This is a genomic window from Nocardioides sp. (assembly GCF_031397825.1).
In the GTDB taxonomy this organism is placed as follows: Bacteria; Actinomycetota; Actinomycetes; order Propionibacteriales; family Nocardioidaceae; genus Nocardioides.
This window is the reverse complement of sequence record NZ_JANNML010000133.1, coordinates 22,900-44,820: the sequence shown is the minus strand read 5'-3', so window position 1 is coordinate 44,820 and position 21,921 is coordinate 22,900. Positions and strand designations below refer to the sequence as shown.

At 71.9% G+C, this 21,921-nt stretch carries 19 protein-coding genes; 15 read left to right on the top strand and 4 right to left on the bottom strand.

From position 1 onward, the window contains the following. Positions 1 to 3 precede the first annotated feature (3 nt). The 4 genes from purS to RMN98_RS11855 are packed head-to-tail and all read left to right on the top strand — an operon-like array spanning position 4 to position 2,744. Positions 4 to 255 (top strand): phosphoribosylformylglycinamidine synthase subunit PurS, encoded by a 252-nt coding sequence (purS, locus tag RMN98_RS11870; protein WP_309649024.1) that lies wholly within the window; start codon positions 4 to 6, stop codon positions 253 to 255. Next, on the top strand, positions 252 to 920 hold the full coding sequence (purQ, locus tag RMN98_RS11865) for a phosphoribosylformylglycinamidine synthase subunit PurQ (RefSeq protein WP_309649023.1): 669 nt from the start codon (positions 252 to 254) through the stop codon (positions 918 to 920). The genes purS and purQ overlap by 4 nt, the downstream gene beginning before the upstream one ends. Further along, positions 917 to 1,390 carry a DUF3817 domain-containing protein gene (locus tag RMN98_RS11860; RefSeq protein ID WP_309649022.1) on the top strand — a complete coding sequence of 158 codons (474 nt, stop codon included), beginning with the start codon at positions 917 to 919 and terminating at the stop codon, positions 1,388 to 1,390. Before purQ ends, RMN98_RS11860 begins: the two co-directional genes overlap by 4 nt. Before the next feature lie 55 nt (positions 1,391 to 1,445). Further along, positions 1,446 to 2,744, top strand: coding sequence for a PQQ-binding-like beta-propeller repeat protein (locus tag RMN98_RS11855; RefSeq protein WP_309649021.1), 1,299 nt, complete (start codon positions 1,446 to 1,448; stop codon positions 2,742 to 2,744). Between the two features lie 80 nt (positions 2,745 to 2,824). Here RMN98_RS11855 and RMN98_RS11850 read toward each other — a convergent pair whose 3' ends face one another. Further along, on the bottom strand, positions 2,825 to 4,240 hold the full coding sequence (locus tag RMN98_RS11850; RefSeq protein ID WP_309649020.1) for a glycoside hydrolase domain-containing protein: 1,416 nt from the start codon (positions 4,238 to 4,240) through the stop codon (positions 2,825 to 2,827). A gap of 159 nt (positions 4,241 to 4,399) precedes the next feature. Here RMN98_RS11850 and RMN98_RS11845 point away from each other — a divergent pair, with 159 nt between their 5' ends. The 4 genes from RMN98_RS11845 to RMN98_RS11830 all read left to right on the top strand — a co-directional run bounded on the left by RMN98_RS11845 (position 4,400) and on the right by RMN98_RS11830 (position 9,269). Then, positions 4,400 to 5,659, top strand: a complete 1,260-nt coding sequence (locus tag RMN98_RS11845; protein ID WP_309649019.1) for a PQQ-binding-like beta-propeller repeat protein — start codon at positions 4,400 to 4,402, stop codon at positions 5,657 to 5,659. Between the two features lie 55 nt (positions 5,660 to 5,714). After that, positions 5,715 to 7,988, top strand: coding sequence for a phosphoribosylformylglycinamidine synthase subunit PurL (purL, locus tag RMN98_RS11840; protein ID WP_397209447.1), 2,274 nt, complete (start codon positions 5,715 to 5,717; stop codon positions 7,986 to 7,988). A 3-nt stretch (positions 7,989 to 7,991) separates the two neighbouring features. Further along, on the top strand, positions 7,992 to 8,417 hold the full coding sequence (gene arfB, locus RMN98_RS11835) for an alternative ribosome rescue aminoacyl-tRNA hydrolase ArfB (protein ID WP_309649017.1): 426 nt from the start codon (positions 7,992 to 7,994) through the stop codon (positions 8,415 to 8,417). 108 nt (positions 8,418 to 8,525) lie between these two features. Continuing rightward, positions 8,526 to 9,269, top strand: a complete 744-nt coding sequence (locus RMN98_RS11830; protein WP_309649016.1) for an alpha/beta hydrolase — start codon at positions 8,526 to 8,528, stop codon at positions 9,267 to 9,269. 20 nt (positions 9,270 to 9,289) lie between these two features. On the opposite strand, the gene RMN98_RS11825 is transcribed toward RMN98_RS11830, so the two are convergent. Both RMN98_RS11825 and RMN98_RS11820 read right to left on the bottom strand, forming a co-directional pair. Beyond that, a complete protein-coding gene (locus tag RMN98_RS11825; RefSeq protein ID WP_309649015.1) occupies positions 9,290 to 10,009 on the bottom strand; it encodes a hypothetical protein in 720 nt (239 codons plus the stop codon). A gap of 117 nt (positions 10,010 to 10,126) precedes the next feature. Then, complete coding sequence (locus RMN98_RS11820) at positions 10,127 to 11,005, bottom strand: DNA-formamidopyrimidine glycosylase family protein (RefSeq protein ID WP_309649014.1); 879 nt, start codon at positions 11,003 to 11,005, stop codon at positions 10,127 to 10,129. A 51-nt stretch (positions 11,006 to 11,056) separates the two neighbouring features. Between RMN98_RS11820 and RMN98_RS11815 the strand changes: the two genes are divergently transcribed. The 6 genes from RMN98_RS11815 to RMN98_RS11790 all read left to right on the top strand — a co-directional run bounded on the left by RMN98_RS11815 (position 11,057) and on the right by RMN98_RS11790 (position 18,432). After that, complete coding sequence (locus RMN98_RS11815; RefSeq protein ID WP_309649013.1) at positions 11,057 to 11,392, top strand: sterol carrier family protein; 336 nt, start codon at positions 11,057 to 11,059, stop codon at positions 11,390 to 11,392. 29 nt (positions 11,393 to 11,421) lie between these two features. Next, positions 11,422 to 12,762 carry a dipeptidase gene (locus tag RMN98_RS11810; RefSeq protein ID WP_309649012.1) on the top strand — a complete coding sequence of 447 codons (1,341 nt, stop codon included), beginning with the start codon at positions 11,422 to 11,424 and terminating at the stop codon, positions 12,760 to 12,762. 10 nt (positions 12,763 to 12,772) lie between these two features. Continuing rightward, entirely contained in the window at positions 12,773 to 13,963 is a 1,191-nt protein-coding gene (locus RMN98_RS11805; protein ID WP_309649011.1) for a helix-turn-helix domain-containing protein, read from the top strand. A 142-nt stretch (positions 13,964 to 14,105) separates the two neighbouring features. Next, positions 14,106 to 16,460, top strand: coding sequence for a molybdopterin cofactor-binding domain-containing protein (locus RMN98_RS11800; protein WP_309649010.1), 2,355 nt, complete (start codon positions 14,106 to 14,108; stop codon positions 16,458 to 16,460). A gap of 18 nt (positions 16,461 to 16,478) precedes the next feature. Beyond that, positions 16,479 to 16,958 carry a 2Fe-2S iron-sulfur cluster-binding protein gene (locus RMN98_RS11795; protein ID WP_309649009.1) on the top strand — a complete coding sequence of 160 codons (480 nt, stop codon included), beginning with the start codon at positions 16,479 to 16,481 and terminating at the stop codon, positions 16,956 to 16,958. Between the two features lie 61 nt (positions 16,959 to 17,019). Further along, positions 17,020 to 18,432: an FAD/NAD(P)-binding protein gene (locus RMN98_RS11790; protein ID WP_309649008.1), complete on the top strand. Its 1,413-nt coding sequence runs from the start codon at positions 17,020 to 17,022 to the stop codon at positions 18,430 to 18,432. Between the two features lie 65 nt (positions 18,433 to 18,497). On the opposite strand, the gene RMN98_RS11785 is transcribed toward RMN98_RS11790, so the two are convergent. Further along, positions 18,498 to 20,279 (bottom strand): HAMP domain-containing sensor histidine kinase, encoded by a 1,782-nt coding sequence (locus tag RMN98_RS11785; protein WP_309649007.1) that lies wholly within the window; start codon positions 20,277 to 20,279, stop codon positions 18,498 to 18,500. A gap of 85 nt (positions 20,280 to 20,364) precedes the next feature. Between RMN98_RS11785 and purF the strand changes: the two genes are divergently transcribed. Next, entirely contained in the window at positions 20,365 to 21,915 is a 1,551-nt protein-coding gene (purF, locus tag RMN98_RS11780; protein ID WP_309649006.1) for an amidophosphoribosyltransferase, read from the top strand. Positions 21,916 to 21,921 lie beyond the last annotated feature (6 nt).

Genomic DNA, 21,921 nt, shown 5'->3' with positions numbered 1-21,921 from the left:
TCCGTGCCTCGAGTCGTCGTCGACGTCATGCCCAAGCCCGAGATCCTCGACCCCCAGGGCAAGGCCGTCCTCGGTGCCCTGCCGCGCCTGGGCTTCTCCGGCATCATCGACGTCCGACAGGGCAAGCGCTTCGAGCTCGAGCTCGCCGGCGAGGTGACCGAGGAGGTCCTCGCCGAAGTGCACCAGATGGCGGAGACGCTGCTCTCCAACCCTGTCATCGAGAACTTCACCGTCCACGTGGAGCAGCCCGCATGAAGATCGGCGTCGTGACCTTCCCGGGCAGCCTCGACGACGTCGACGCGCAGCGCGCGGTCACCATCGGGGGCAACGACGCCGTCGCCCTGTGGCACGGCGACCACGACCTCAAGGGTGTGGACGAGGTCGTCCTGCCCGGCGGCTTCTCCAACGGCGACTACCTGCGCTGCGGCGCCATCTCGCGCTTCTCGCCGGTCATGGCCGAGGTCATCGCGGCCGCCGGCCGCGGCATGCCCGTCCTGGGCATCTGCAACGGCTTCCAGATCCTGTGCGAGTCGCACCTGCTCCCGGGTGCGCTGATCCGCAACGACCACCGCAAGTTCGTCTGCCGCGACCAGCGCCTGCGCGTCGAGAACAACCGCACCCCGTGGACCTCGGCCTACGCCGAGGGAGCCGAGATCACCATCGTCCTCAAGAACGGCGAGGGTGGCTTCGTCGCCGACGAGGCCACGCTGGACCGCCTCGAGGGGGAGGGCCACGTCGTCGCGCGCTACCTCGGCGACAACCCCAACGGCTCGCTGCGCGACATCGCCGGCGTCACCAACGCCGCCGGCAACGTCGTCGGGCTGATGCCGCACCCCGAGCACGCCGTCGAGCACCTCACCGGCGCCGGCACCGACGGGCTGGGGTTCTTCACCAGCCTCGTGGAGCAGTCGTTCGCATGAGCTCCTCGCGCACCGGCTCGCTGACGGGTCCCACCCGGTTGTTCCGTGTCGTCGCGACGGCGGAGGCCATCACCTGGGCCGGGCTGCTGACCGGGATGTTCCTCAAGTACGTCACGCAGACGACCGAGCTCGGGGTGCGCGTCTTCGGGATGCTGCACGGCATCGTCTTCATCGCCTACTGCCTCACCACGGTCGTCGTGGCCATCGACCGTCGCTGGCCGGCCTCCCGGCTGGTGCTCGGCCTGGTCTCGTCGGTCCCGCCGTTCATGACGATCTGGTTCGACCGGCACGTGGAGCGGGCCGGCGGGCTGGCCGATTCCTGGCGCCTCACGACCGAGCCCGCAGGTCCTGGTGTCGAGCGTCCCACCGCGTGGTTGCTGCGCAACCCGCTCCAGGGTGCGGTCGCCGGCATCGTCGCCGTTGCCGCCCTCACCGGCGTTGCGCTGCTCGTCGGGCCACCGGTCGGCTGACACTGATCACCGACGCCGTCCACATGGGGTGCGACGGCAGCCAGGGGGACGTGCAGTGAGCACCGAGCAGGACACACCGGCAGCGTCCGGCTGCACCTACTGCGGCAACGCCTACGGTCCGGCCGACGTCGCCTGCCCCAGCTGCGGCTTCCCCACCCCCCACGCCTCGGTCAAGGCGGCAGCCGACGCCCGCCGGGCCCGCCTGCGCACGCGCGTGGTCGCCGGTGTCGCGGCGGTGGCGGTCGTGGGGGGCAGCGCCTTCCTGCTGGTGCGCGGTGGTGACGAGACGGCGCCCACGACCACGACTCCTCCGGGCGAGGCTCCCGTCGAGGGCCCGCGCCGGCTCGCGCCGTCCTGGGAGGTCGCCCTCGACAGCCCGGTGCTCGGCGAGCTCGCCGTCGACGACGCGGTGGTCCTCTCGCTCGAGTCCGGCGACCTCGTCTCCCTCGACGCCGAGGGCGAGCAGACCTGGAGCCGGGCCCAGCCGGTCGCCCCGGTCGAGGACGTCGACGCCGGCGGCGAGGTGCTCGTCAGCGCCACGGACGGCCCGGGCATCAGTGCCAACACGCTGGCGGACGGGGACGAGCTCTGGCAGTACCCCGACATCACCTACGTCGGCGTGGTCGGCTCCGGCTTCGTGGTCGACGTCGAGGCGCAGGGCGGGCCCTTCGGGGTGCTCGACGCCCGCACCGGCCTACCGACCTGGAAGGTCCCGGACGTCGACGCCTACGCCGTCGCCGGCGCGATGGCCTACGTCCTGCGCGGCCCGGAGCTGACCGCGTTGAGCGCCGACGACGGCAGCGAGCTGTGGACCAGCGACGTCGGCGCCGGACGCGAGGCCACCCTGGTCGCCGACCTGGGCCTGGTCGTGGTGGTCAAGGGGTCCGAGGTGGTCGCCCTCGACCCGCTCAACGGCACCGAGCGCTGGAGGGCCCAGGCGCCGGGCGCGGCGGTCGAGGTGTTCTCCGACGAGCTGGTGGTCGTCACCAGCGAGCGCGCGACGCCGCCGACGGCGGTCGCCTACGACGCGATGGGGGAGCGCGGCGAGCTGCCGGTCGAGGCCGGGCTGCCGGCCGACCTGGTGCCGTTCACCGTGGACGGGGAGGCCTACGTCGTCGACCCCGTCTCCGGCACCGTCCTGGACGAGGACCTCACCGTTCGGGCGACGTACGACGGCACCATCACGCCAGCCGACGACGGGGTCTACGTCGTCGCGGACGGCGTGGTCTCGCACTACCCCCTCGGCGCCTCCACCCCCGACGTCGAGGCCGAGGTGCCCGGTGCCGAGCGGGTGCTCGTCCTCGCCGACGGCTTCGCGGTCGTCGCCGGCGACACCGTCGCCCGGTTCCGGTAGCCGCCCCGGACGTCATGCGGGACGTGGAGTCGCTTCCACTGTCCGGATGACGTCCCGACAGCCGATCGACCGACGGGCTGCTAGCGGGTGCCGGCCTCGAGCCGGCCCCAGGTCGGGTAGGCGACCACGCCGTTGACCGGGGTGCCGGTCTTCTGCTGGTAGGCCCGTACGGCGTTGCTGGTCGCGGCGTCGAAGACCCCGGTCGCCTTGAGCGGCTTGGTGAGCGCAGCGGCGTTGAGGGCGCGCTGGACACGGCGCACGGCGGGACCGGCGGAGCCGACCTTCAGCACCTCGCGCGGGCCGGAGGCCAGCAGCATGATCCAGTGGCGGACGAACCAGGAGGAGGTCACGGCCACCTGGTGCTCGGTCTGCCAGGCGTTCATCGCCTTGACCAGCTGGGGGTTGTAGTTGCCGCCGGTCGGGCCGTCGTAGAAGCCCTGCTCGCGCAGCAGGCACTGGAGCGCCTTCATCTGCGCCGCCGGGGGACGATAGGTGTCGGTGGGGGGACGCAGCAGCGGGTACTCCCACAGCGAGACGTTGACGCCGCCGCAGTGGGTCTCCGCCTCGGCGACCGAGCCGCGGCCGAGGTCGAGGTAGTTGCGGTCGATGTTGATGCGCACGCCGCCCCAGGTCTCGTCGTGCCCGCCCATGTACTGCTTCACGCGGCCGCCGGGGCGCCAGCCGTCCTCACGGATGTAGGAGGTCGAGGTGTTGGCGATGCCGTCCCAGCGGGCCACCCAGATCGCGTCGGGGAGCGTGAAGCGGTCGGGCCGGTTGATCCGGGCGGCGTCGAGCGCGGCGATGCCGGAGCCGGCGCTGGAGTAGACGCCCGAGACGTAGCCGAGCTCGTGGATCTTCTGGGTCCAGCCGCTGAGGAAGGTCAGCGCGGACTCACGGCAGTCGGTGTTGGAGTTGTCGTAGCCCTCGAGGTCGTACCAGAGGGTGCTCCTCTCGACGATGCCCAGCGCCTGGGCCGCGGCGACCGCGGAGACGGCCTCGTCCATGCCCTGCTGCTTGGCCAGCGCGTAGCGGCCGACCTTGCCCGGCTTGGGGTTGATCTTGACGTCGTCGGAGTAGCGCGGGAAGCGCGGCTGGCACGAGGCCTGCGGGCCGAGGGTGATCGGGAGCAGCCGCCAGCCGTTGCGCAGCTGGGTGCTGATCCAGGTGGGCGTCAGGTTGGGCTGGTCGCGGCAGGCGCGTGACGTGCCGGAGATGTAGATGCCGACCGAGAGGAACGGCGAGTTCTGGAGCCAGGCGTTCATCGCCTTCTGGTCCGGCGCGTGGCACTGGTCGAAGCCGAAGCCGGTGAAGTCGCCGGGCGTCACGACGTTGCCCTCCCGGGCGGCGGTCGCCCGCGGGCTCGCGGAGGCGCTCGCGCCCGCCTGTGCGGCGGGGCCGATCGCGCTCACCGTGGCCAGCGTCAGCAGGCCCACCGCCGCGAGGCTGGCGGCATGTCGGAGGCGGGTGGAGAGCGGGGGAAGAGACGTGCGAGGCATGGCGGAGCTCCAGGGGAAGGGTGTCGATCCGTCGGACGGCGACGTCACCATAACCTCACGAGTCACACCCGTAACAGGCATCGCGAGTAACTACAGATCTGTAATTCGCGGACCGGCCAGCGGGGCCGGCCCGGGCGTCGCGCACGGTTAGATTGCGGCATGACCACCGCGGCCCCCGCCCCCGACCCGACGCCTCGTCGGGCCCGCTTCGTGGCCGCCGTCGGCGCTCTCGTGCTGGCCGCGGTCGCTGTCGGCATCGTCGTGGTCCTGCTCGTGGGTGACCGGGGCAGGTCGGCGAGCTTCTCCAGCGGTCTCGCCGCCCGGTTGCCCGAGCCCGTGACGTCGACGCCCGAGCTCGACTGGACAGTGCAGACCGATGGGCCCGTGACCGGCGGGACGGCCGTGGGGGAGCGGGTCTTCCTGTCGACCGGGAGCGCCGTGCTCGAGCTCGATGCCGCGGGCGAGGAGGCCTGGTCCGTGCGGCCCCAGGAGCCGTGCAGCGTGATCCTGTCCCACCCCGACCACGAGGACGTCGTGGTCTGCGTGACCGAGGCCGGCGCCGTCGGTCTCGCGGCCGCCGACGGCGAGCAGCTCTGGGAGCTCGCCGAGGGCCCGCTCGTGCGCTACCTCGACGACGGTGCCGGCTTCGCCGGCGAGACCGCCCTCGGCGTCATGGACGTCGCGTCCGGCGACGTGCGCTGGTCGATCGACGTCACCGACGAGTACGCCTTCGGCCCCGACGCGCTCTACACGGCGCAGGGCGGCACCCTGACGTCGTACGACGTCGGCTCGGGCGAGGAGCAGTGGTCGATCCCCTACGACGAGGAGTCGCGCGTCGACGGCACCCAGGCCGCCACCCCGGACCTCGCGGTCAACGACGACCTCCTGCTGCTGACCTCCGAGGCCGGTGCCGTCGCGCTCGACCCCGACGACGGTGAGGACCTCTGGCGCGTCGACCCGGGCGCCGACGGGATCGCCGGCGGGGTCCTCTCCGACGACCGGGTCTGGCTGCTGCCGACCGACGACGACGAGCAGGCTGCGGCCCCGCAGATCCTGGTGCGCGACGCCGACGGGGAGGTGGGCGAGCTGGAGACCGACGAGGACACCGAGGTCGTCTCGCTCGAGCGCTTCGAGGTCGACGGCGACGACTACGCGATCGACTTCATCTCGGGTCGGGTCTACGACGACGAGCTGGTGACCGTGGGCACCTATCCCGGGCTCCTCACCGTCGTGGACGGCGGGCTCTACGCGGCGACCGAGCCGGAGGCCGACCTGCCGGGGAGCTTCGCCTACTACGAGCTCGGGGCGGACGAGGCCACCTGGACCGTCGACCTCGCCGGGGTCGAGATGCTCAACGTCGCCGCCGCCGACGGCCTCGTCGTGGTCGTGGCGGACGACGAGGTCCGCGGCTACCGCTGAGCCCGGTCGTCCGCGGCCTGCGCCGGGTGCACCGGAGCGGCCCGGCGCCGGTAGATTGACGCCCGTGCCCGAGACCTCCGTGAAGCCGTCCCTCGACACCGTCGCCGTCGCGGGGTCGGACCCCGCACGCGAGCAGCCGTGGGCCGATCTCGGCCTCAAGGCGGACGAGTACCAGGAGATCCGCGAGATCCTCGGGCGTCGTCCCACCAGCGCCGAGCTCGCGATGTACTCCGTCATGTGGAGCGAGCACTGCTCCTACAAGTCCTCCAAGGTGCACCTCAAGCAGTTCTCCGAGATTCCTCAAGAGACCCCGGCGGGGAGGATGCTCGCCGGCATCGGCGAGAACGCCGGCGTCATCGACGTCGGCCAGGGCTATGCCGTGACCTTCAAGGTCGAGTCGCACAACCACCCGTCCTACGTCGAGCCCTACCAGGGTGCCGCGACCGGCGTCGGTGGCATCGTGCGCGACATCCTCGCGATGGGTGCGCGCCCGGTCGCCGTGATGGACCCGCTGCGCTTCGGCCCGCTCGACGCCCCCGACACCCAGCGCGTGCTGCCGGGGATCGTGGCGGGCGTCGGTGGCTACGGCAACTGCCTGGGCCTGCCCAACATCGGCGGCGAGGCCGTCTTCGACGAGTCGTACCTCGGCAACCCGCTGGTCAACGCCCTCTGCGTCGGCGTGCTGCGTCACGAGGACCTGCACCTCGCCAAGGCGTCCGGCGCCGGCAACCAGGTGATCCTCTACGGCGCCAAGACCGGGGGCGACGGCATCGGTGGCGTCTCGATCCTCGCCAGCGAGACCTTCGAGTCGACCGGGCCGGCCAAGCGCCCGGCCGTGCAGGTCGGCGACCCGTTCATGGAGAAGCTCCTCATCGAGTGCACGCTCGAGATCTTCGCGGCCGGTCTCGTGGCCGGCATCCAGGACCTCGGCGGCGCCGGGCTGTCCTGCGCGACCTCCGAGCTCGCCAGCGCGGGTGACGGTGGCATGCACGTCGAGCTCGACCGGGTGCCGCTGCGCGACTCCACGCTCTCGCCCGAGGAGATCCTCATGAGCGAGTCGCAGGAGCGGATGATGGCCGTCGTCGAGCCCGACGACGTCGCGGCGTTCCTCGCGATCTGCGCCAAGTGGGAGGTCGACGCGACCGTGATCGGCGAGGTCACCGACACCGGCCGGCTGCACATCGACTGGCACGGCGAGCGCGTCGTCGACGTGCCCCCGCGCTCGGTCGCGCACGACGGCCCCACCTACCACCGCCCCTTCGCCCGCCCCGACAGCCAGGACGCCCTCCAGGCCGACGGCGCCGAGTCGCTGCCCCGACCCGCGACCGGTGAGGAGCTGCGCGAGACCGTGCTGCGCCTCGCGGCGTCGCCCAACCTGTGCGACAAGTCGTGGATCACCGATCAGTACGACCGCTACGTCCGCGGCAACACCGTGCTCGCCCAGCCCAGCGACTCCGGGATGATCCGCATCGACGAGGACACCAACCTCGGTGTCGCGGTCTCCACCGACTGCAACGGCCGCTTCGCCCGCCTCGACCCCTACGCCGGCGCGCAGCTGGCGCTGGCCGAGTCCTACCGCAACGGCGCCACGGGTGGCGCGACGCCGCTGGCGATCTCCGACTGCCTCAACTTCGGCTCGCCCGAGGACCCGGCCGTCATGTGGCAGTTCGCCGAGGCCTGCCGCGGCCTCAAGGACGGCTGCCTCGAGCTGGGCATCCCGGTCACCGGCGGCAACGTCAGCCTCTACAACCAGACCGGCGAGACCGCGATCCTCCCGACCCCGGTCGTCGCGGTGCTCGGGGTCATCCAGGACGTCACCAGGCGCACCCCGTCGGCCTTCGAGGCCGCCGGTGAGCGGATCTTCCTGCTCGGCGAGACCCGCGAGGAGCTCTCCGGCTCCGAGTGGGCCCACGTCGTGCATGGTCACCTCGGCGGTCGCCCGCCCGTGGTCGACCTGATGGGCGAGAAGTCCCTCGCCGAGCTGCTGCGCGAGGGAGTCGGACTGCTCACCAGCGCCCACGACCTCTCCGACGGAGGCCTGGCCCAGACGCTCGTCGAGGCCAGCCTGTGCAGCATGATCGGCGCGACCGTCACCGTGGCGGGCGACGCGTTCGTCGGGCTCTTCTCCGAGTCGGCCGGTCGCGTGGTCGTCACCGTGGCGGACGGCGACGCCGCTGCCCTGACCTCGCTGGCCGAGAGGCACGGCGTGGCCGTGAGCGAGCTCGGGGTCACCGGTGGCGACAGCATCGTGGTGGAGGGCCAGTTCGAGCTCGCCCTGCTCGAGGTCCGCTCCGCGTGGATGGCGACGCTGCCCGCAGCGTTGGGCTGATCCTTGGCCGACGACCTGGTCGTCTCGCGGTCGCTGGTCGTCCCGGCGGCCGAGCTCGCCGAGCGCTTCTCCCGCTCGTCGGGTCCTGGCGGGCAGGGCGTCAACACCGCCGACTCCCGAGTCGAGCTCTCCTTCGACCTGGCCGCCTCGCCCAGCGTGCCGGCGTACCTCCAGGAGCGGATGCTGGCCGCCCTGGGCTCGCGTCTCGTCGACGGCGTCCTCACGATCGCCGCCAGCGAGCACCGCACCCAGCTCGCCAACCGGCGCGCCGCGCGGGAGCGGCTGGCCTCGCTGCTGCGCGACGCGGCCCTGCCGCCGGCGCCACCACGCCGTGCCACGCGCCCCACGCGCGGCTCCAAGGAGCGTCGCCTCGGCGCCAAGAAGCGGCGCGGTGAGATCAAGAAGGGGCGTCAGGGGCGCTTCGACTAGTTGGACCCCTCTGGTGGGATGGCGCTCGTGCACCGACGGACCCTGCTGAGCCTGCCCGCCCTGGGGGTGGTCGGTCTCGCGCTGGCCTCGTGCGGGGAGGATGCTCCCGTGAGAGAGCCCGACGGTCCCGGTGAGGGGCGCACCGCCTACGGCACCGACCCCAGCCAGTACGGTGAGCTCTACCTCCCCGAGGGCACGCCCCGCGGCGTCGTGGTGGTCATCCACGGCGGCTTCTGGAAGGCGGAGTACGACCTCTCGCTCGGTCGTCCGCTCGCGACCAGCCTGGCTGCGCAGGGCTGGGCCGCCTGGAACATCGAGTACCGACGCGTCGGCAACGGCGGCGGCACGCCCGAGACCTTCGACGACGTCTCCGCGGCGATCGACGCGCTGGCCGACCTCGACCTCGACACGTCGACAGTCGTGACGCTCGGCCACTCGGCCGGTGGACACCTCGCCGCGTGGTCTGCCTCGCGCGGTCGCGACGGGGCCTGGCCCGACCGCGTGCCGGTCACCCACGTGATCTCGCAGGCCGGGGTGCTCGACCTCGTGGCCTCCGAGCGCGACGGCCTGGGCGGCGGTGCTGCCGCGGCACTGCTCGGACACGCCCCGGGACCCGACGACGCGGCGTACGACCCGATGCAGCAGGTGCCGCTCGAGCAGCCGGTCTGGTGCGTGCACGGCACGGCCGACACGATCGTGCCGATCGGACAGTCCGGGACCTACGTCAGCGCCGCCACCGCGGCGGGCGCGCAGGCCGACCTGGTCGCCGTCGACGGTGACCACTTCGCCGTGATCGACCCGCTGTCGCAGGCCTGGACCGAGATCCTCGGCATCCTGGACGGGATCGGCTGAGGCAGGGGTGTGCGCGGGCGTCAGGCAGCTGGCGGGAGGGTCGAGATCTTCTGCCAGATCTTGCGCGACATCCCCGTCGTGAGCTCCTCGATGGAGTTGACCGTGTCGAGCACGACGGCGTCGCGGGACTCCTCGGCGCACAGGGCCGCGGTCTTGGCGACCAGGCTGAGCAGCTCCGAGCAGTAGTCGAGGTAGCGCTCCATCTCGTCGCGCTCCATGTCCAGCGGGACGCTCGCGCTCGTCGAGGTGTAGCTCGGCCGCAGCTGCTCGGGGTCCTTGGTGAGCTGGTGCATGTCGACGATGTGCGCCGTGGAGCGGAGCTGGTGGAGCAGCGCGAGGGTGCGGCCGCGCTGGAGCCGCTCGGGCACGGTCCAGAGGAAGAAGACCGCGATGCCCGCGAAGACCAGGTCGTTGATCGTCGTCTCGACGAGCGGCAGCACGTCGAGGGAGCTGGTGAACCGGCCGTCGACCCGGATCGCGTCACGGGCCGCCAGCGCCAGGGCCACGAGCGTGGCGCCCACGATCAGGCCCATCGCGACCCGTGACACGACACGGGCCAGCCGCAGGCGGCCCTGGATCGCCCCGGCCCCGGTCTCGACCTCGTCGATGAGGATCAGCAGGTCGCCGGCCACCTTGCGCAGCCCCCGCTCGGGGAAGCGGGCCGTGATGCGCTCCTGGAGGTGGCGCACCGTGTCGCGGACGGGACCGGCCTCCAGCGGCTCGTGCAGGTCGCGGGTCACCTGCGCAGCGTAGGTGGTGCGGAGCGTGCGCGAGTCGTGTGCCGGAGAACGCGGTCGAGCGCTGCATCCGGCACACGACCCCGCGGCGGCCGGCGGTCCGGGCCGGCGTCGAGCCGCTCAGCGAGGTGCTGCGGGTGGCGGCGTGCGTCGCGACGGCGGCCGGCTCGGTCGACCCGACGAGTCGATCCGCGCCTCCGGCCCCGGACCCGGCTGGCAGCTCGGGCACCACCAGCACCGTCGGTTGGCCGGGTCGTCCGGGATCTCCGGCACCATCCGCACCGTCGTGCCGCAGCGCAGGCAGGGACGCCGGTTGCGCCCCGAGACCCAGTGGTCCTCACCACGGCGGCTGGTCCCGGTCGTCACCTGGTAGGCACCCGGCACGAGTGCGGAGTGCCGCAACGCCCTCGCGGCCAGACGCACCAGCGCATCGACGTCGACCTCGCCGATCGGCGTCCAGGGACTGCGACCGACCAGGAAGCACAGCTCGTTGGCCCACAGGTTGCCCAGCCCGGCCATCCGCGTCTGGTCGAGCATCGCCGAGGCCAGCGGCACGTCAGGGTCGGCCGCCAGCCGTCGTACGGCCTCGGCGTGGTCCCAGTCCTCGCGCAACGGGTCCGGACCCAGGTGCCCGACCAGCTGCTGCTCGTCCGCGGTCGCCACGAGGTCGAGCTGGTGCAGGTCCAACCCGTACGCCGTCGCGCCGCCCTCCGTCTCCAGCACGACGCGCACCTGCGGCATCAGCCTGGTCGGGAGCCGCTTGCCGGGTCGGGTCACCGTCCAGCTCCCGTCCATCAGCAGGTGGCTGTGGAGGCTGACGCCACCGCTGAAGCGGGTCAGCAGGTGCTTGCCGTGCGTCGCGTGCTCGAGCAGCGTGCGGCCGGTGAGGTCGCGCGTGGCGAGCCGGGGCATCCGCAGGTCCGACCGGACGATCGAGCTGCCCTTCAGTCCCCGGTCGAGGCGTCGCGCGAGCTTGTGGACGCTGTCTCCCTCCGGCACCGCTCCATCATGCCGGTCTAGGGTTCACCGCGTGCCCGAGGACGACGCCTGATGCCACCCCGCCTGCGTGTGCTGACGGCCGACGAGCTGGCGACCGCGACCGCAGCCGACGACCTGCGCGCCCTGACCAAGCACTTCATGGCCGTGCTCGAGCAGCGCGCCCCGGGTCACTCCGTGGAGGTCCGGGTGCCGCCCTACGCCGCCGTCCAGGTGATCCCGGGGGTGCGGCACACCCGCGGCACCCCGCCGGCCGTGGTCGAGATGGACGCCGTCACGTGGATCGCGCTCGCGACGGGCGAGCTCGCCTGGGTCGACGCGGTCAGGAGCGGAGCCGTCCGGGCCTCCGGCGAGCGCACCGACCTGTCGGCCCACCTACCCCTGGGGTGAGGTCAGGGCGACTCGATAGGTTGGCGCTCATGACTGCAGAGATCCGCGCCCAGGTCACCGCCCTCCTCCCCGCGATCCGCCAGGACCTCGAGGACCTGGTCCGGATCGAGTCCGTCAGCGCCGACCCGGCGCGTGCCGGCGAGGTGCAGCGCAGCGCCGAGGCCGTGGCCGAGCTCTTCCGGGCCGAGGCGTTCGACTCCGTCGAGATCGTCAGCGCCGAGGGTGGCGCCCCGGCCGTCATCGCGCACAAGAAGGGGCCGGAGGGGGCGCCGACCGTGCTCCTCTACGCGCACCACGACGTGCAGCCGGAGAACGACCACGCCGAGTGGGACTCCCCGCCCTTCGAGCCGACCGAGCGCGACGGGCGCCTCTACGCCCGTGGTGCCGCCGACGACAAGGCCGGCATCGCCGCCCACCTCGGGGCGCTGCGCGTCTTCGGCGACGACCTGCCGGTCAGCGTCACGATGTTCATCGAGGGCGAGGAGGAGGTCGGCTCCGACACCCTCCCGGCGCTGCTCAAGGAGCACCACGACGCCCTGCGCGCCGACGTCATCGTCATCGCCGACTCCGGCAACTGGGACATCGGCGAGCCCGCCCTCACCACCAGCCTGCGCGGCCTGGTGCGCGTCGACGTCGAGGTCCGCACGCTCACCCACGCCGTCCACTCCGGCATGTGGGGCGGTCTCGCCCCCGACGCGCTGATCACCCTGAGCCGGCTGATCGCGAGCCTCCACGACGACACCGGCGACGTGGCGATCGCCGGGCTGCACGCAGGACCTGCCGCCGACGTGACCTACCCCGAGGAGCGCCTGCGCGCCGAGTCCGGTGCCGTGCCCGGCCTGGAGTGGATCGGCACGGGCTCCGCCGTCGAGCGCCTCTGGACCAAGCCCGCGCTCTCCATCACCGGGCTCGACGCTCCCAAGGTCGACGGCGCCAGCAACACCCTCGTCGCCTCGGCCCGCGCCAAGATCAGCCTGCGCATCGCCCCCGGCGACACCACCGCCAACGCGCTGGCCTGTCTCCAGCAGCACCTCGAGGCGCACGTCCCGTGGGGCGCCGAGCTCAGCGTCACGGTCGTCGACACCGGCGAGGCAACGCAGATCGACGCCACCGGTCCGGCGTACGACGCGGCACGCGCGGCGTTCCAGGAGGCCTGGGACGGCACCGCTCCGGTCGACATGGGCGTCGGCGGGTCGATCCCCTTCATCGCGGAGTTCCTCGTCGCGTTCCCGGAGGCCAGCGTGCTGGTGACGGGCGTCGAGGACCCCGACACCCGCGCCCACGGCGCCAACGAGGGTCTGCACCTGGCGGAGTTCGAGCGGGTCGTCCTGGCCGAGGCGCTGCTGCTCAAGAACCTCTCCGAGCTCTGAGCCCGAGCCCGTGCGCGCCGACACCCTCGCCTTCCTCGCCGAGCACCGGCGCGCCAGCCTCGACACCCTGACCGAGCGCCTCGTCGTCACCATCGAGGCGGACAACCCGGGCTACCGCGCGACGGGACTGGTCCCGCGCACCGACCTGTGGCACTCGTGCCACGACAACATCAGCCGCATCCTCGAGCTGCTCGCCGAGTCGCTGGAGCGCGATGAGCGGCACGGGCGCGCCGACGACAACCCCGCCTACGACGCGGCCCGGGCGACCGGACGCCGGCGTGCCGAGCAGGGGCTCCCGCTCGACGTCGTGCTGCGCTCCTTCCGGATCGGCGGTCGGCTGATCTGGGACGACCTGGTCGCCGCGGGGGAGGAGGCGCTCGACGCCGTGGAGCTGCGCGAGATCGGCACCCTGCTGTGGGAGGTGGTCGACGAGACGTCGGCCCAGGTGGCGACGAGCTACCACCTCTACGAACGGGCCGCCGTGCGCGCCGACGAGCAGCTGCGCGCCCAGCTGTGGGAGGGCCTGATCAACGGCCGCGCCAAGGAGCCGGGCTTCGCCCACGAGGTGTCGCGGCTGCTCGACCTGCCGGTGTCGGGCGACTACCTCGTCGTCGTCACCGGGGTCGGGCTGGACCTGGCCGCGGTCGACCGGCACCTGGCGCCCCACGCCACCGGGTGGGTGCGGCGCGCCGACGGCCTGGTGGGTCTGGTCGCCCTGCGCGACGACCGCCCCGACGAGGCGCTGGGTTCCCTGGCTGCTCTGGCGTCCGCGGTCCGGTTGGCGCTCGGGGTCTCGGTGGTCGTCCACGGCCTGGCGGGGATCGACCAGGGCTACCGGCAGGCGTCGCTGGCGCTCCAGGTGCAGGAGGAGCAGCCGGGCCTGGCCTCCTTCGACCAGCAGCTGCCCGAGGTCCTGCTGCTGAGCTCACCCGAGGTCTCGGCCCGGATCGTCTCGGTGTGGCTGGACCCGGTGCTCGCCCTGCCCGAGGCGGAGGCACGGATCCTGGTCGACACCCTGCGCGCCTGGGTGGCGCATGCAGGGTCCGCGACCCGCACCGCCGCGGCGGCGCACTGCCACCGCAACACCGTCATCAACCGGCTGCGCCGCACGGAGGAGCTGATCGGGCGCTCCTTCGCCGATGGGGCGCCGCCGGTGGAGCTCGACCTGGCGCTGCGCGCCCTGCGTCTCGAACCGCAGTGATTGTGCATTCTGCACAGGTGACGTGTCCCATTACTGGTGCTACGTCCCTTTTGTGACGGGGTGACGCCTGTCACGCTGGAGGCAGGCGTGACGCACGTACCTCGGGGTCCACCTCGAGGCGTCGCGCACTCATGGGGTGTACATGTCTCTCTCTTCGTCCGACCACGCGCACAGCACGCCCGACACCGCCACGGCCCCCGCCGGCCTGGGTCGTCGGTCGTTCCTGGGCTACGTCATGGCCGGCAGCACGCTCGTCGTGGCCGCCGACCTCAACCTCGCCCGTCCGGCGCGCGCCGCGGTCCCGTCGGGTGTGCAGATCCCGGAGCTCTACGACCTCGAGGACCTCCAGACCGACTCCGCGCTGCCGACCTCGCAGCTGATCACGGTGACGATCAACCGTGACGGCACCGCGTCGTTCGCGCTGCCGCGCACCGAGGTCGGTCAGGGCATCCTGACGTCGACCACGATGATCCTGGCCGAGGAGCTCGACCTGCCGATGAGCAAGGTCAAGGTCACCCTGGCCAAGGCCCGCCCCGAGCTGCTGCTCAACCAGCTGACCGGTGGCTCCAACACGACGTTCTCCACCTACACGCCCATCCGCGTGGCCGGTGCCCTTGCGCGCCAGCGCCTCCTCGAGGCCGCCGCGATCCTGTTCGGCACGACGGCCGACCGGCTCACCACCACCGGCGGCGTCATCAGTGACGGTCTCGGCAACAACGCGACCTACGGCGACCTCGCCTCCGACGCCGCCAGCCAGGTCGTGGAGGCGGTCGAGGTGGTCCTGCGTCCCCCCAGCGACTTCAAGCTGATCGGCAAGCCGAAGGGCCGTCTCGACGCGCGCGACGCGGTGACCGGCAAGAAGAAGTTCACCACCGACCTCGACGTGCCCGGTGCCCTGCCGACCATGGTCTGCCGTGCCCCTGAGCACATGGGCACGCCCAAGCGCCTCAAGAACCGTGCCCGCATCCTCACGATGGACGGCGTCACCCACGTCGCGACGGTCCCCACGGGCGTCGCTGTGCGGGCACGCACCTTCGGCCAGTGCATCGATGCCATCCGCGAGATGGACGTCGAGTGGAACCCCGGCACGGCCTCGGGTGAGTCCGACAGCACCATCTTGGCCAAGCTGCGGGGCCAGGAGATCCCGATGGTCGTGCCCAACGTGCCGATCCTGGCCGAGACGGTCGAGACCAACGTCGCGTTCGCGTTCCGGAGCAGCGCCGCGCTCGAGCCCTATGCCGCCATCGCCGACGTCCGTGACGACAAGGCGACGATCTGGGCGGGCCTGAAGGTCCCGATCCTCGCCCAGCAGCGCGTCGCCGAGGCGGTCGGGCTGCGCCAGGACCAGGTCGAGGTCAACGTCATCACCTCGGGCGGGTCGTTCGGTCACAAGCTCTTCGGCGACCACGCCATCGAGGCCGCCACCATCTCCAAGGCGATGGGCAAGCCCGTCAAGCTGATGTGGCACCGCGCCGACGAGCCGCGCCAGGGGCGCCTGCACCCGATGGCCACCACGCGGGTGCGCGCCACCGTCCTCGACGGACAGGTGCTCAGCTTCGAGCAGCGCCACACGAGCGTGACGACCGACTTCAGCCACGGCCTCGGCGAGATGATCACCTCGCAGGCCGACGAGCTCGACCCGCTGGGGCTCGGTGGGCTCGGCTTCGCCGAGTCGATCTTCACCCTCACCCAGGAGCTGCCCTACAACTTCGGGGTCCTGACCCAGCTGCTCAACGAGCCGTTGGAGTTCGAGGACCAGTTCAGCACCGGGTCGATGCGCAACATCTACTCGCCCGACGTGTGCACCTCCGCCGAGCTCACGATCGACCAGATCGCCAAGAAGGTCGGCAAGGACCCCTTGGAGTTCCGCCTCGAGTTCCTCAAGAACGAGCGGGTCAAGACGGCGCTGCGCAAGGTGGCCAAGGAGGGCAACTGGGGCCGCACGATGCCCCAGGGCACGGCCCAGGGCATCGCGATCCACAAGGAGTACAAGGGCTGCACGGCGGTCCTCGTGGAGATCGACTGCCGCCCGCAGACCGTCAACCGTGATCTCGGCAAGGAGACCGTCACCGGCCCCCGTGTCACCAAGGTCGTCATCGCCGTCGACGCCGGGCTGGTCATCAACCCGCGCGGCCTCGAGGCACAGATGCAGGGCGGTGCCATGGACGGCATCGCGATGACGCTGACCAGCTCCTGCCACCTGCGTGACGGCAAGTTCCTCGAGGCGAGCTGGGACAACTACTTCTACACGCGCCAGTGGAACGTCCCGAAGGACATGGAGATCCACATCATCAAGTCCGACTCCGACACCCCCGGCGGTGCCGGCGAGGCGGCCGTTGGTTCCACGGCCGCCGCCGTGGCCTGTGCCTACGTGCGGGCCACCGGCGAGATCCCGAAGTACTTCCCGATCAACCACGGCCAGATCTCGTTCAAGCCCAAGTCGTTCATCCCGCCGGTGCCGCCCTCGCCGACCAACGGCCTCAAGCTCACCCGCTGAGGAAGAAGAGAGACAGACATGCCCAAGCAGACCTTCATCCTCAACGGCAAGCCCGTGACCGTGAACGTCAACGACGACGTGCGCGTCCTGTGGGTCCTTCGTGACCTGCTCGGTGTCACCGGTCCCAAGTACGGCTGTGGCATCAACGTGTGCAAGGCGTGCACGTCCCACATCAACGGCAAGGCGTTCAACCCGTGCGCCGTGCGGGTGGGCGACCTCAAGCCCCAGGACCGGCTCACCACCATCGAGGGCCTCAACGAGACCGTCGGCAAGGACCTCCACCCGATGCAGAAGGCCTGGCTCGACCAGGACGTGTCGCAGTGCGGCTACTGCCAGCCCGGCCAGATCATGGCCGCGGTGGCGCTGGTCAAGAAGGTCCGTCGGGAGGGTCGCGAGATCCGCGACTCCGACCTCGACCAGATCCGCAACATCTGCCGCTGCGGGACCTACTTCCGCATCCGCGAGGCCATCGAGCAAGGCGCGCGCAACATGCGCTGACCCTCACGACCCGCTGAGCCACGTGTTCGCCTTAAGTCACTAAAATCAGTAGACTTGAGGGGTGGTTACCTCCTCCTCGACCTCTCCCATCCACGCGCCCGCGACCCGGGTCGCCGTGATCGGTGGGGGAGCGAGTGGGGTCCTCACCGCGATCAACCTGCTCACCACCCCCGGCGGTGAGCAGGTCGCGGTGACGATCCACGAGGCCAGCGGCATCATCGGCCGCGGCGCCGCCTACGGCACGTGCGACCCTCGGCACCTGCTCAACGTCCGGGCGCGGCACATGAGCGCGTGGCCCGACGTGCCCTCCGACCTGCTCGAGTGGGCGGCCCGCACGGGCCGCGACCTCGACCCGCAGGGCTTCCTGCCGCGGCGCGACTTCGCCGCCTACCTCCAGGACACCCTGGCCTCGGTCGCCGACCACCGCCTCACCGTCCGGGCCGGGCGCGTCGACGACGTCGTCCCGAACGAGGGCGGGGGCTTCGAGGTCCACGCCGCCGGGACGGTGTCGATGGCCGACTCGGTGGTGCTGGCCTACGGCAACCCGGAGCCGCGCGCGCTCGTGGTGGACGGCGACGTGTTGCCGCCTGCCTCCTGGCACGTGGCCAACCCGTGGGAGCTCGCCTCGCTGCACCTGCTGCCCGGTGACTCCACCGCCGTCGTCGTCGGCACCGGGCTGACGGCGATCGACACCGCGATCACCTTCCTCGAGGAGCACCCCGCGCGCCGCGTGGTGATGGTGAGCCGCCACGGCTTCCTGCCCGAGACCCACGTGGGTCAGCAGTCCACGGCCTGGGTGAGCCCGACGATCACCGGTCCGCTCGACGCCGACGGCCTCGCCGACTTCTTCGCCGAGCAGGTCGCCGCGGCCGAGGCGCAGGGGGTCGACTGGCGCGCCGTCGTCGACGGGCTGCGCCCCCAGACGCAGGCCGTCTGGCAGCTGCTCGACCTCGACGAGCGACGTCGCTTCCTGGCGAAGCACGCCCGCCACTGGGAGGTCCGACGGCACCGGATGGCTCCCGAGGTCGCGGCCCGGCTCGAGGGCTACCAGGTGGAGGGGCGCCTCGCGGTCCTCGCCGGCGGCATCCACCGGGTGGTCGACCGTGGCGAGCGCTGCGAGGTGCACCTCGGCCAGGGCCACGCGCCCGTCGTGGCCGACGCGCTGGTCAACTGCACGGGGCCCTCCACCGACATCAGCCGCAGCGGGGACCCCCTGCTGCTCGCGCTCCGCGAGCGAGGTCTCGCCTCGCCTGATCCGCTCTGCCTCGGCCTGTCCACCACGACCGACGGCGTCCTCCTCGACCCGCACGGCCAGCCCGTGCCCGGGATGTACGCCGTGGGGCCGCCGCGCAAGGGCGTCCTGTGGGAGTCGACGGCCATCCCGGAGATCCGCACGCAGGCGGCCGAGGTGGCCCGGGCTCAGGTCGTCTCGGTGCCGCTCGGCTCGCTCGGGGAGCTGGCGACCGGCAGGTAGAGCCGTACGGTCGATCCGGCTCGTCGTGCTCGTCCCGGGTCTGGCCCAGGTCCGGTCCCGCCCTCTCAGGCCGCTGCCGGCAGTCGCACGGTGAACGTGCTGCCCTGGCCGAGCGCGGAGGCCACGCTGATCGAGCCGTGGTGACGCTCGACGATCCTGGCGACGATCGCCAGCCCCAGCCCGGTGCCCGGCTGGGCGCGGGCGGCAGGGTCGGCCGAGCGGAAGAACTCGCTGAACAGCTGCTCCTGGTCCGCGGGGGAGATGCCGATGCCCTGGTCGCGGCACGTGATCACGACCTCCGCGCCGTCGCGGCGCACCGAGAGCGAGACGCTGGTGTCCGCGGGACTGTACTTGACGGCGTTGCTGATCAGGTTGGTCAGCAGGCAGTCGATCTCCTCGGCGTCGCCGTCTGCCACCATCGGCTCGCGGGGCAGGTCGAGGTCGACCCGCACCCCGCCGCGGCTGGCGGAGATGTCGGTGAGGTCGCGCACGTCCTCGACGATCGGCTGGAGGTGGACCGGGGTCGGGATGATCGGGTGGTCGGGGTCGCCGACCTTGGAGAGCAGCAGCAGGTCGTCGATCACCCGTTGGAGGCGTTGGGCCCCTCGGCCGATCGCGGACACGGAGCCGCGGCTGGCCGCGCTGAGCTCCGGGGCGGCGTCGAGCATCTCGAGGTGGCCGATGATGGCCGTGAGCGGGTTCTTCAGCTCGTGCGACACCGTCGCGATCAGCTTGCCCTTGTAGACGTCGAGCGCGGTGAGCTCGGCCACGAGCCGGTGCTCGTGGGCGAAGGTGCGCGCGTTGAGGATGGCGCGGCCGAGGTCGTGGCCGATGTCGAGCGCCGCGTCGGCCTCGGTGGACGTCCAGGCCGGCTGGCCCTCGACCCGGGTCAGCACCAGGTTGCCGACACAGGTCGACCCCGCACCGAGAGGGACGAAGAGGAGGTAGTCGGCCCCGATGCGCTCCATGAACGCCGTGATCTCGTCGTACTGCTCCTGGGTCAGGACGCCGAGCGACGTGGGCTCGCGCTCCAGCACGACCGACTGCTGCAGCGCCCACAGCTGGCGGGCGGCGACCTCGGCCATCTCGATCAGTCCCTCGGGGAGCCAGATGTCGGCTCCCTGGGCGCTGTGCAGCGCGCCGGAGCCGCTCACCTCCTCGTCGAAGGTCTGGACCCAGCTCCCTCCGGCGCGGAAGCCGGAGGTGAGCGCCTGGCCGCACTGGGCCAGGAGGTCGTCGACGTGCAGCTGCACGCTGGCGTTGCGTACGATCTCGCGCGCCGCCGTGGCGAGGCGGATCTGCTCCGACAGGGCCTCGCGCTCCAGCGCGACCAGGACGGCGCGCTCCGCCTGCGCGGCGTAGCGCTCCAGCAGCGTGCGCTGGTCGGTGTCAGGGCGCCGGCCGTTGACCGGCAGGTCGATCGAGAGCAGGCCGACGATCTCGTCGGAGGAGTTGTGGAGCGGCGCGACGAGCAGGTCCAGGGCCTGCCAGGAGTGGGGGTCGTCGCTGGGCGCGAGCTCGGGCACCCAGCCCCACTCGGTGGTGTCGGCCGGCGCCCGCTCGGCGGGGACGAACTTGAAGCGCCCCCAGTCGTCGGCGACGGCGAGGTCCTGGTGGATGACCTCGATCGGGGTCACGGCATCCATGAGCTGGGCGCGGGCGGCCTCGCTGCCGGCGATCGCCACGGAGCGGAGCCCGTGCTCCTTCACGACGCTGATCGTCGCGACCTGGAAGCCGACCATCTCGGTGACGCCCTCGGCGATCAGCTGGAGGGCGTCGCGGGAGAGGGCATCGGCCCACTCCGTGCGGCCCTCGCGCACGGGGGCTTGCTGGGCCTCGAGAGCCATCTCACCTCTTAGGTCTGCTACCTACGTTCCAGCCACCTTACGACCGGCGTCGTCCGTCGGGGCCGGGATCTCCTAGAATCAGTGCGTGCCCTACCTCAGCAGCAGTGGCCAGAGACGCGGCGGTGACGGGCGTCTGACCGCCGCGCTCGACCCGCACGACCAGGGACCGCAGGACGCCTGCGGCGTCTTCGGGGTCTGGGCGCCCGGTGAGGACGTCGCCAAGCTCACCTACTTCGGGCTCTACGCACTCCAGCACCGGGGCCAGGAGTCGGCCGGCATCGCGGTGAGCAACGGCCGCCAGATCCTGGTCTACAAGGACATGGGCCTGGTCTCCCAGGTCTTCGACGAGACCACCCTCGACTCCCTCAAGGGTCACCTCGCGATCGGCCACTCGCGCTACTCCACGACCGGGGCGAGCACCTGGCAGAACGCCCAGCCGACCTTCCGCCCCACGGTCGACGGCTCGATCGCCCTGGGCCACAACGGCAACCTGATCAACACCCACGACCTGCGCGAGCTGGTCGAGGCGCTCCCGGCGGATCCCGGCGAGCTGGACCTGCACGCGCGCAACGTCGAGTCCTCCACCAACGACACCGGCCTGGTGACGGCCCTCCTGGCGCACCACCCCGACACCAGCCTCGAGCAGCGCGCGCTCGAGGTGCTCCCGCTGCTCCAGGGCGCCTTCTCCTTCGTCTGGATGAACGAGAACACCCTCTACGCCGCCCGCGACCCCCAGGGCATCCGGCCCCTGGTCCTCGGTCGACTCGACCGTGGCTGGGTGGTCGCCTCCGAGGACGCCGCGCTCGCCACGATCGGCGCCAGCGTCGTGCGCGAGGTCGAGCCCGGCGAGATGCTCGTCATCGACGACCAGGGCCTGCGCTCGCACACCTTCGCACAGCCCGACCCCAAGGGCTGTGTCTTCGAGTACGTCTACCTCGCCCGCCCCGACGCCACCATCGCCGGTCGAAGCGTCCACGAGTCGCGCGTCGAGATGGGCCGCGAGCTGGCCCGCCAGTTCCCCGTCGAGGCCGACCTGGTGATCCCGGTCCCCGAGTCGGGCACCCCGGCGGCCGCCGGCTACGCCGAGGAGAGCGGGATCCCCTTCGGTCAGGGCTTCGTCAAGAACGCCTACGTCGGCCGCACGTTCATCCAGCCCAGCCAGACCCTCCGCCAGCTCGGCATCCGGCTCAAGCTCAACGCGCTCGAGCACATGATCCGTGGCAAGAAGATCGTCGTGGTCGACGACTCGATCGTGCGCGGCAACACCCAGCGGGCCCAGGTCCGCATGCTGCGCGAGGCGGGTGCCCTGGAGGTGCACGTCCGGATCTCCAGCCCGCCCGTGAAGTGGCCGTGCTTCTACGGCATCGACTTCGCCACCCGGGCCGAGCTGATCGCCAACGGGCTGACCCCGGAGGAGATCGCCGCCAGCGTGGGGGCCGACAGCCTCGGCTACATCTCCCTCGACGGCATGATCGAGTCCACCAAGCAGGAGAAGACCAGGCTCTGCACCGCCTGCTTCACCGGCGACTACCCCATCGAGCTGCCCGACGAGAGCCTCCTCGGCAAGCACCTGCTCGAGGCGACGCTGCAGTCGCCGACGCTGGGCAAGGCGCTCCCCGTCCTCAACAACCCCTGATCGCGA

Bases quoted from the DNA above. Each gene is read 5' to 3' on its own strand.
- RMN98_RS11810 (WP_309649012.1), top strand. From the start codon at position 11,422: ATGACTGCAGAGATCCGCGCCCAGGTCACCGCCCTCCTCCCCGCGATC.
- RMN98_RS11795 (WP_309649009.1), top strand. From the start codon at position 16,479: ATGCCCAAGCAGACCTTCATCCTCAACGGCAAGCCCGTGACCGTGAAC.
- RMN98_RS11800 (WP_309649010.1), top strand. From the start codon at position 14,106: ATGTCTCTCTCTTCGTCCGACCACGCGCACAGCACGCCCGACACCGCC.
- RMN98_RS11815 (WP_309649013.1), top strand. From the start codon at position 11,057: ATGCCACCCCGCCTGCGTGTGCTGACGGCCGACGAGCTGGCGACCGCG.
- RMN98_RS11785 (WP_309649007.1), bottom strand. From the start codon at position 20,279: ATGGCTCTCGAGGCCCAGCAAGCCCCCGTGCGCGAGGGCCGCACGGAG.
- RMN98_RS11860 (WP_309649022.1), top strand. From the start codon at position 917: ATGAGCTCCTCGCGCACCGGCTCGCTGACGGGTCCCACCCGGTTGTTC.
- RMN98_RS11850 (WP_309649020.1), bottom strand. From the start codon at position 4,240: ATGCCTCGCACGTCTCTTCCCCCGCTCTCCACCCGCCTCCGACATGCC.
- RMN98_RS11845 (WP_309649019.1), top strand. From the start codon at position 4,400: ATGACCACCGCGGCCCCCGCCCCCGACCCGACGCCTCGTCGGGCCCGC.
- purQ (WP_309649023.1), top strand. From the start codon at position 252: ATGAAGATCGGCGTCGTGACCTTCCCGGGCAGCCTCGACGACGTCGAC.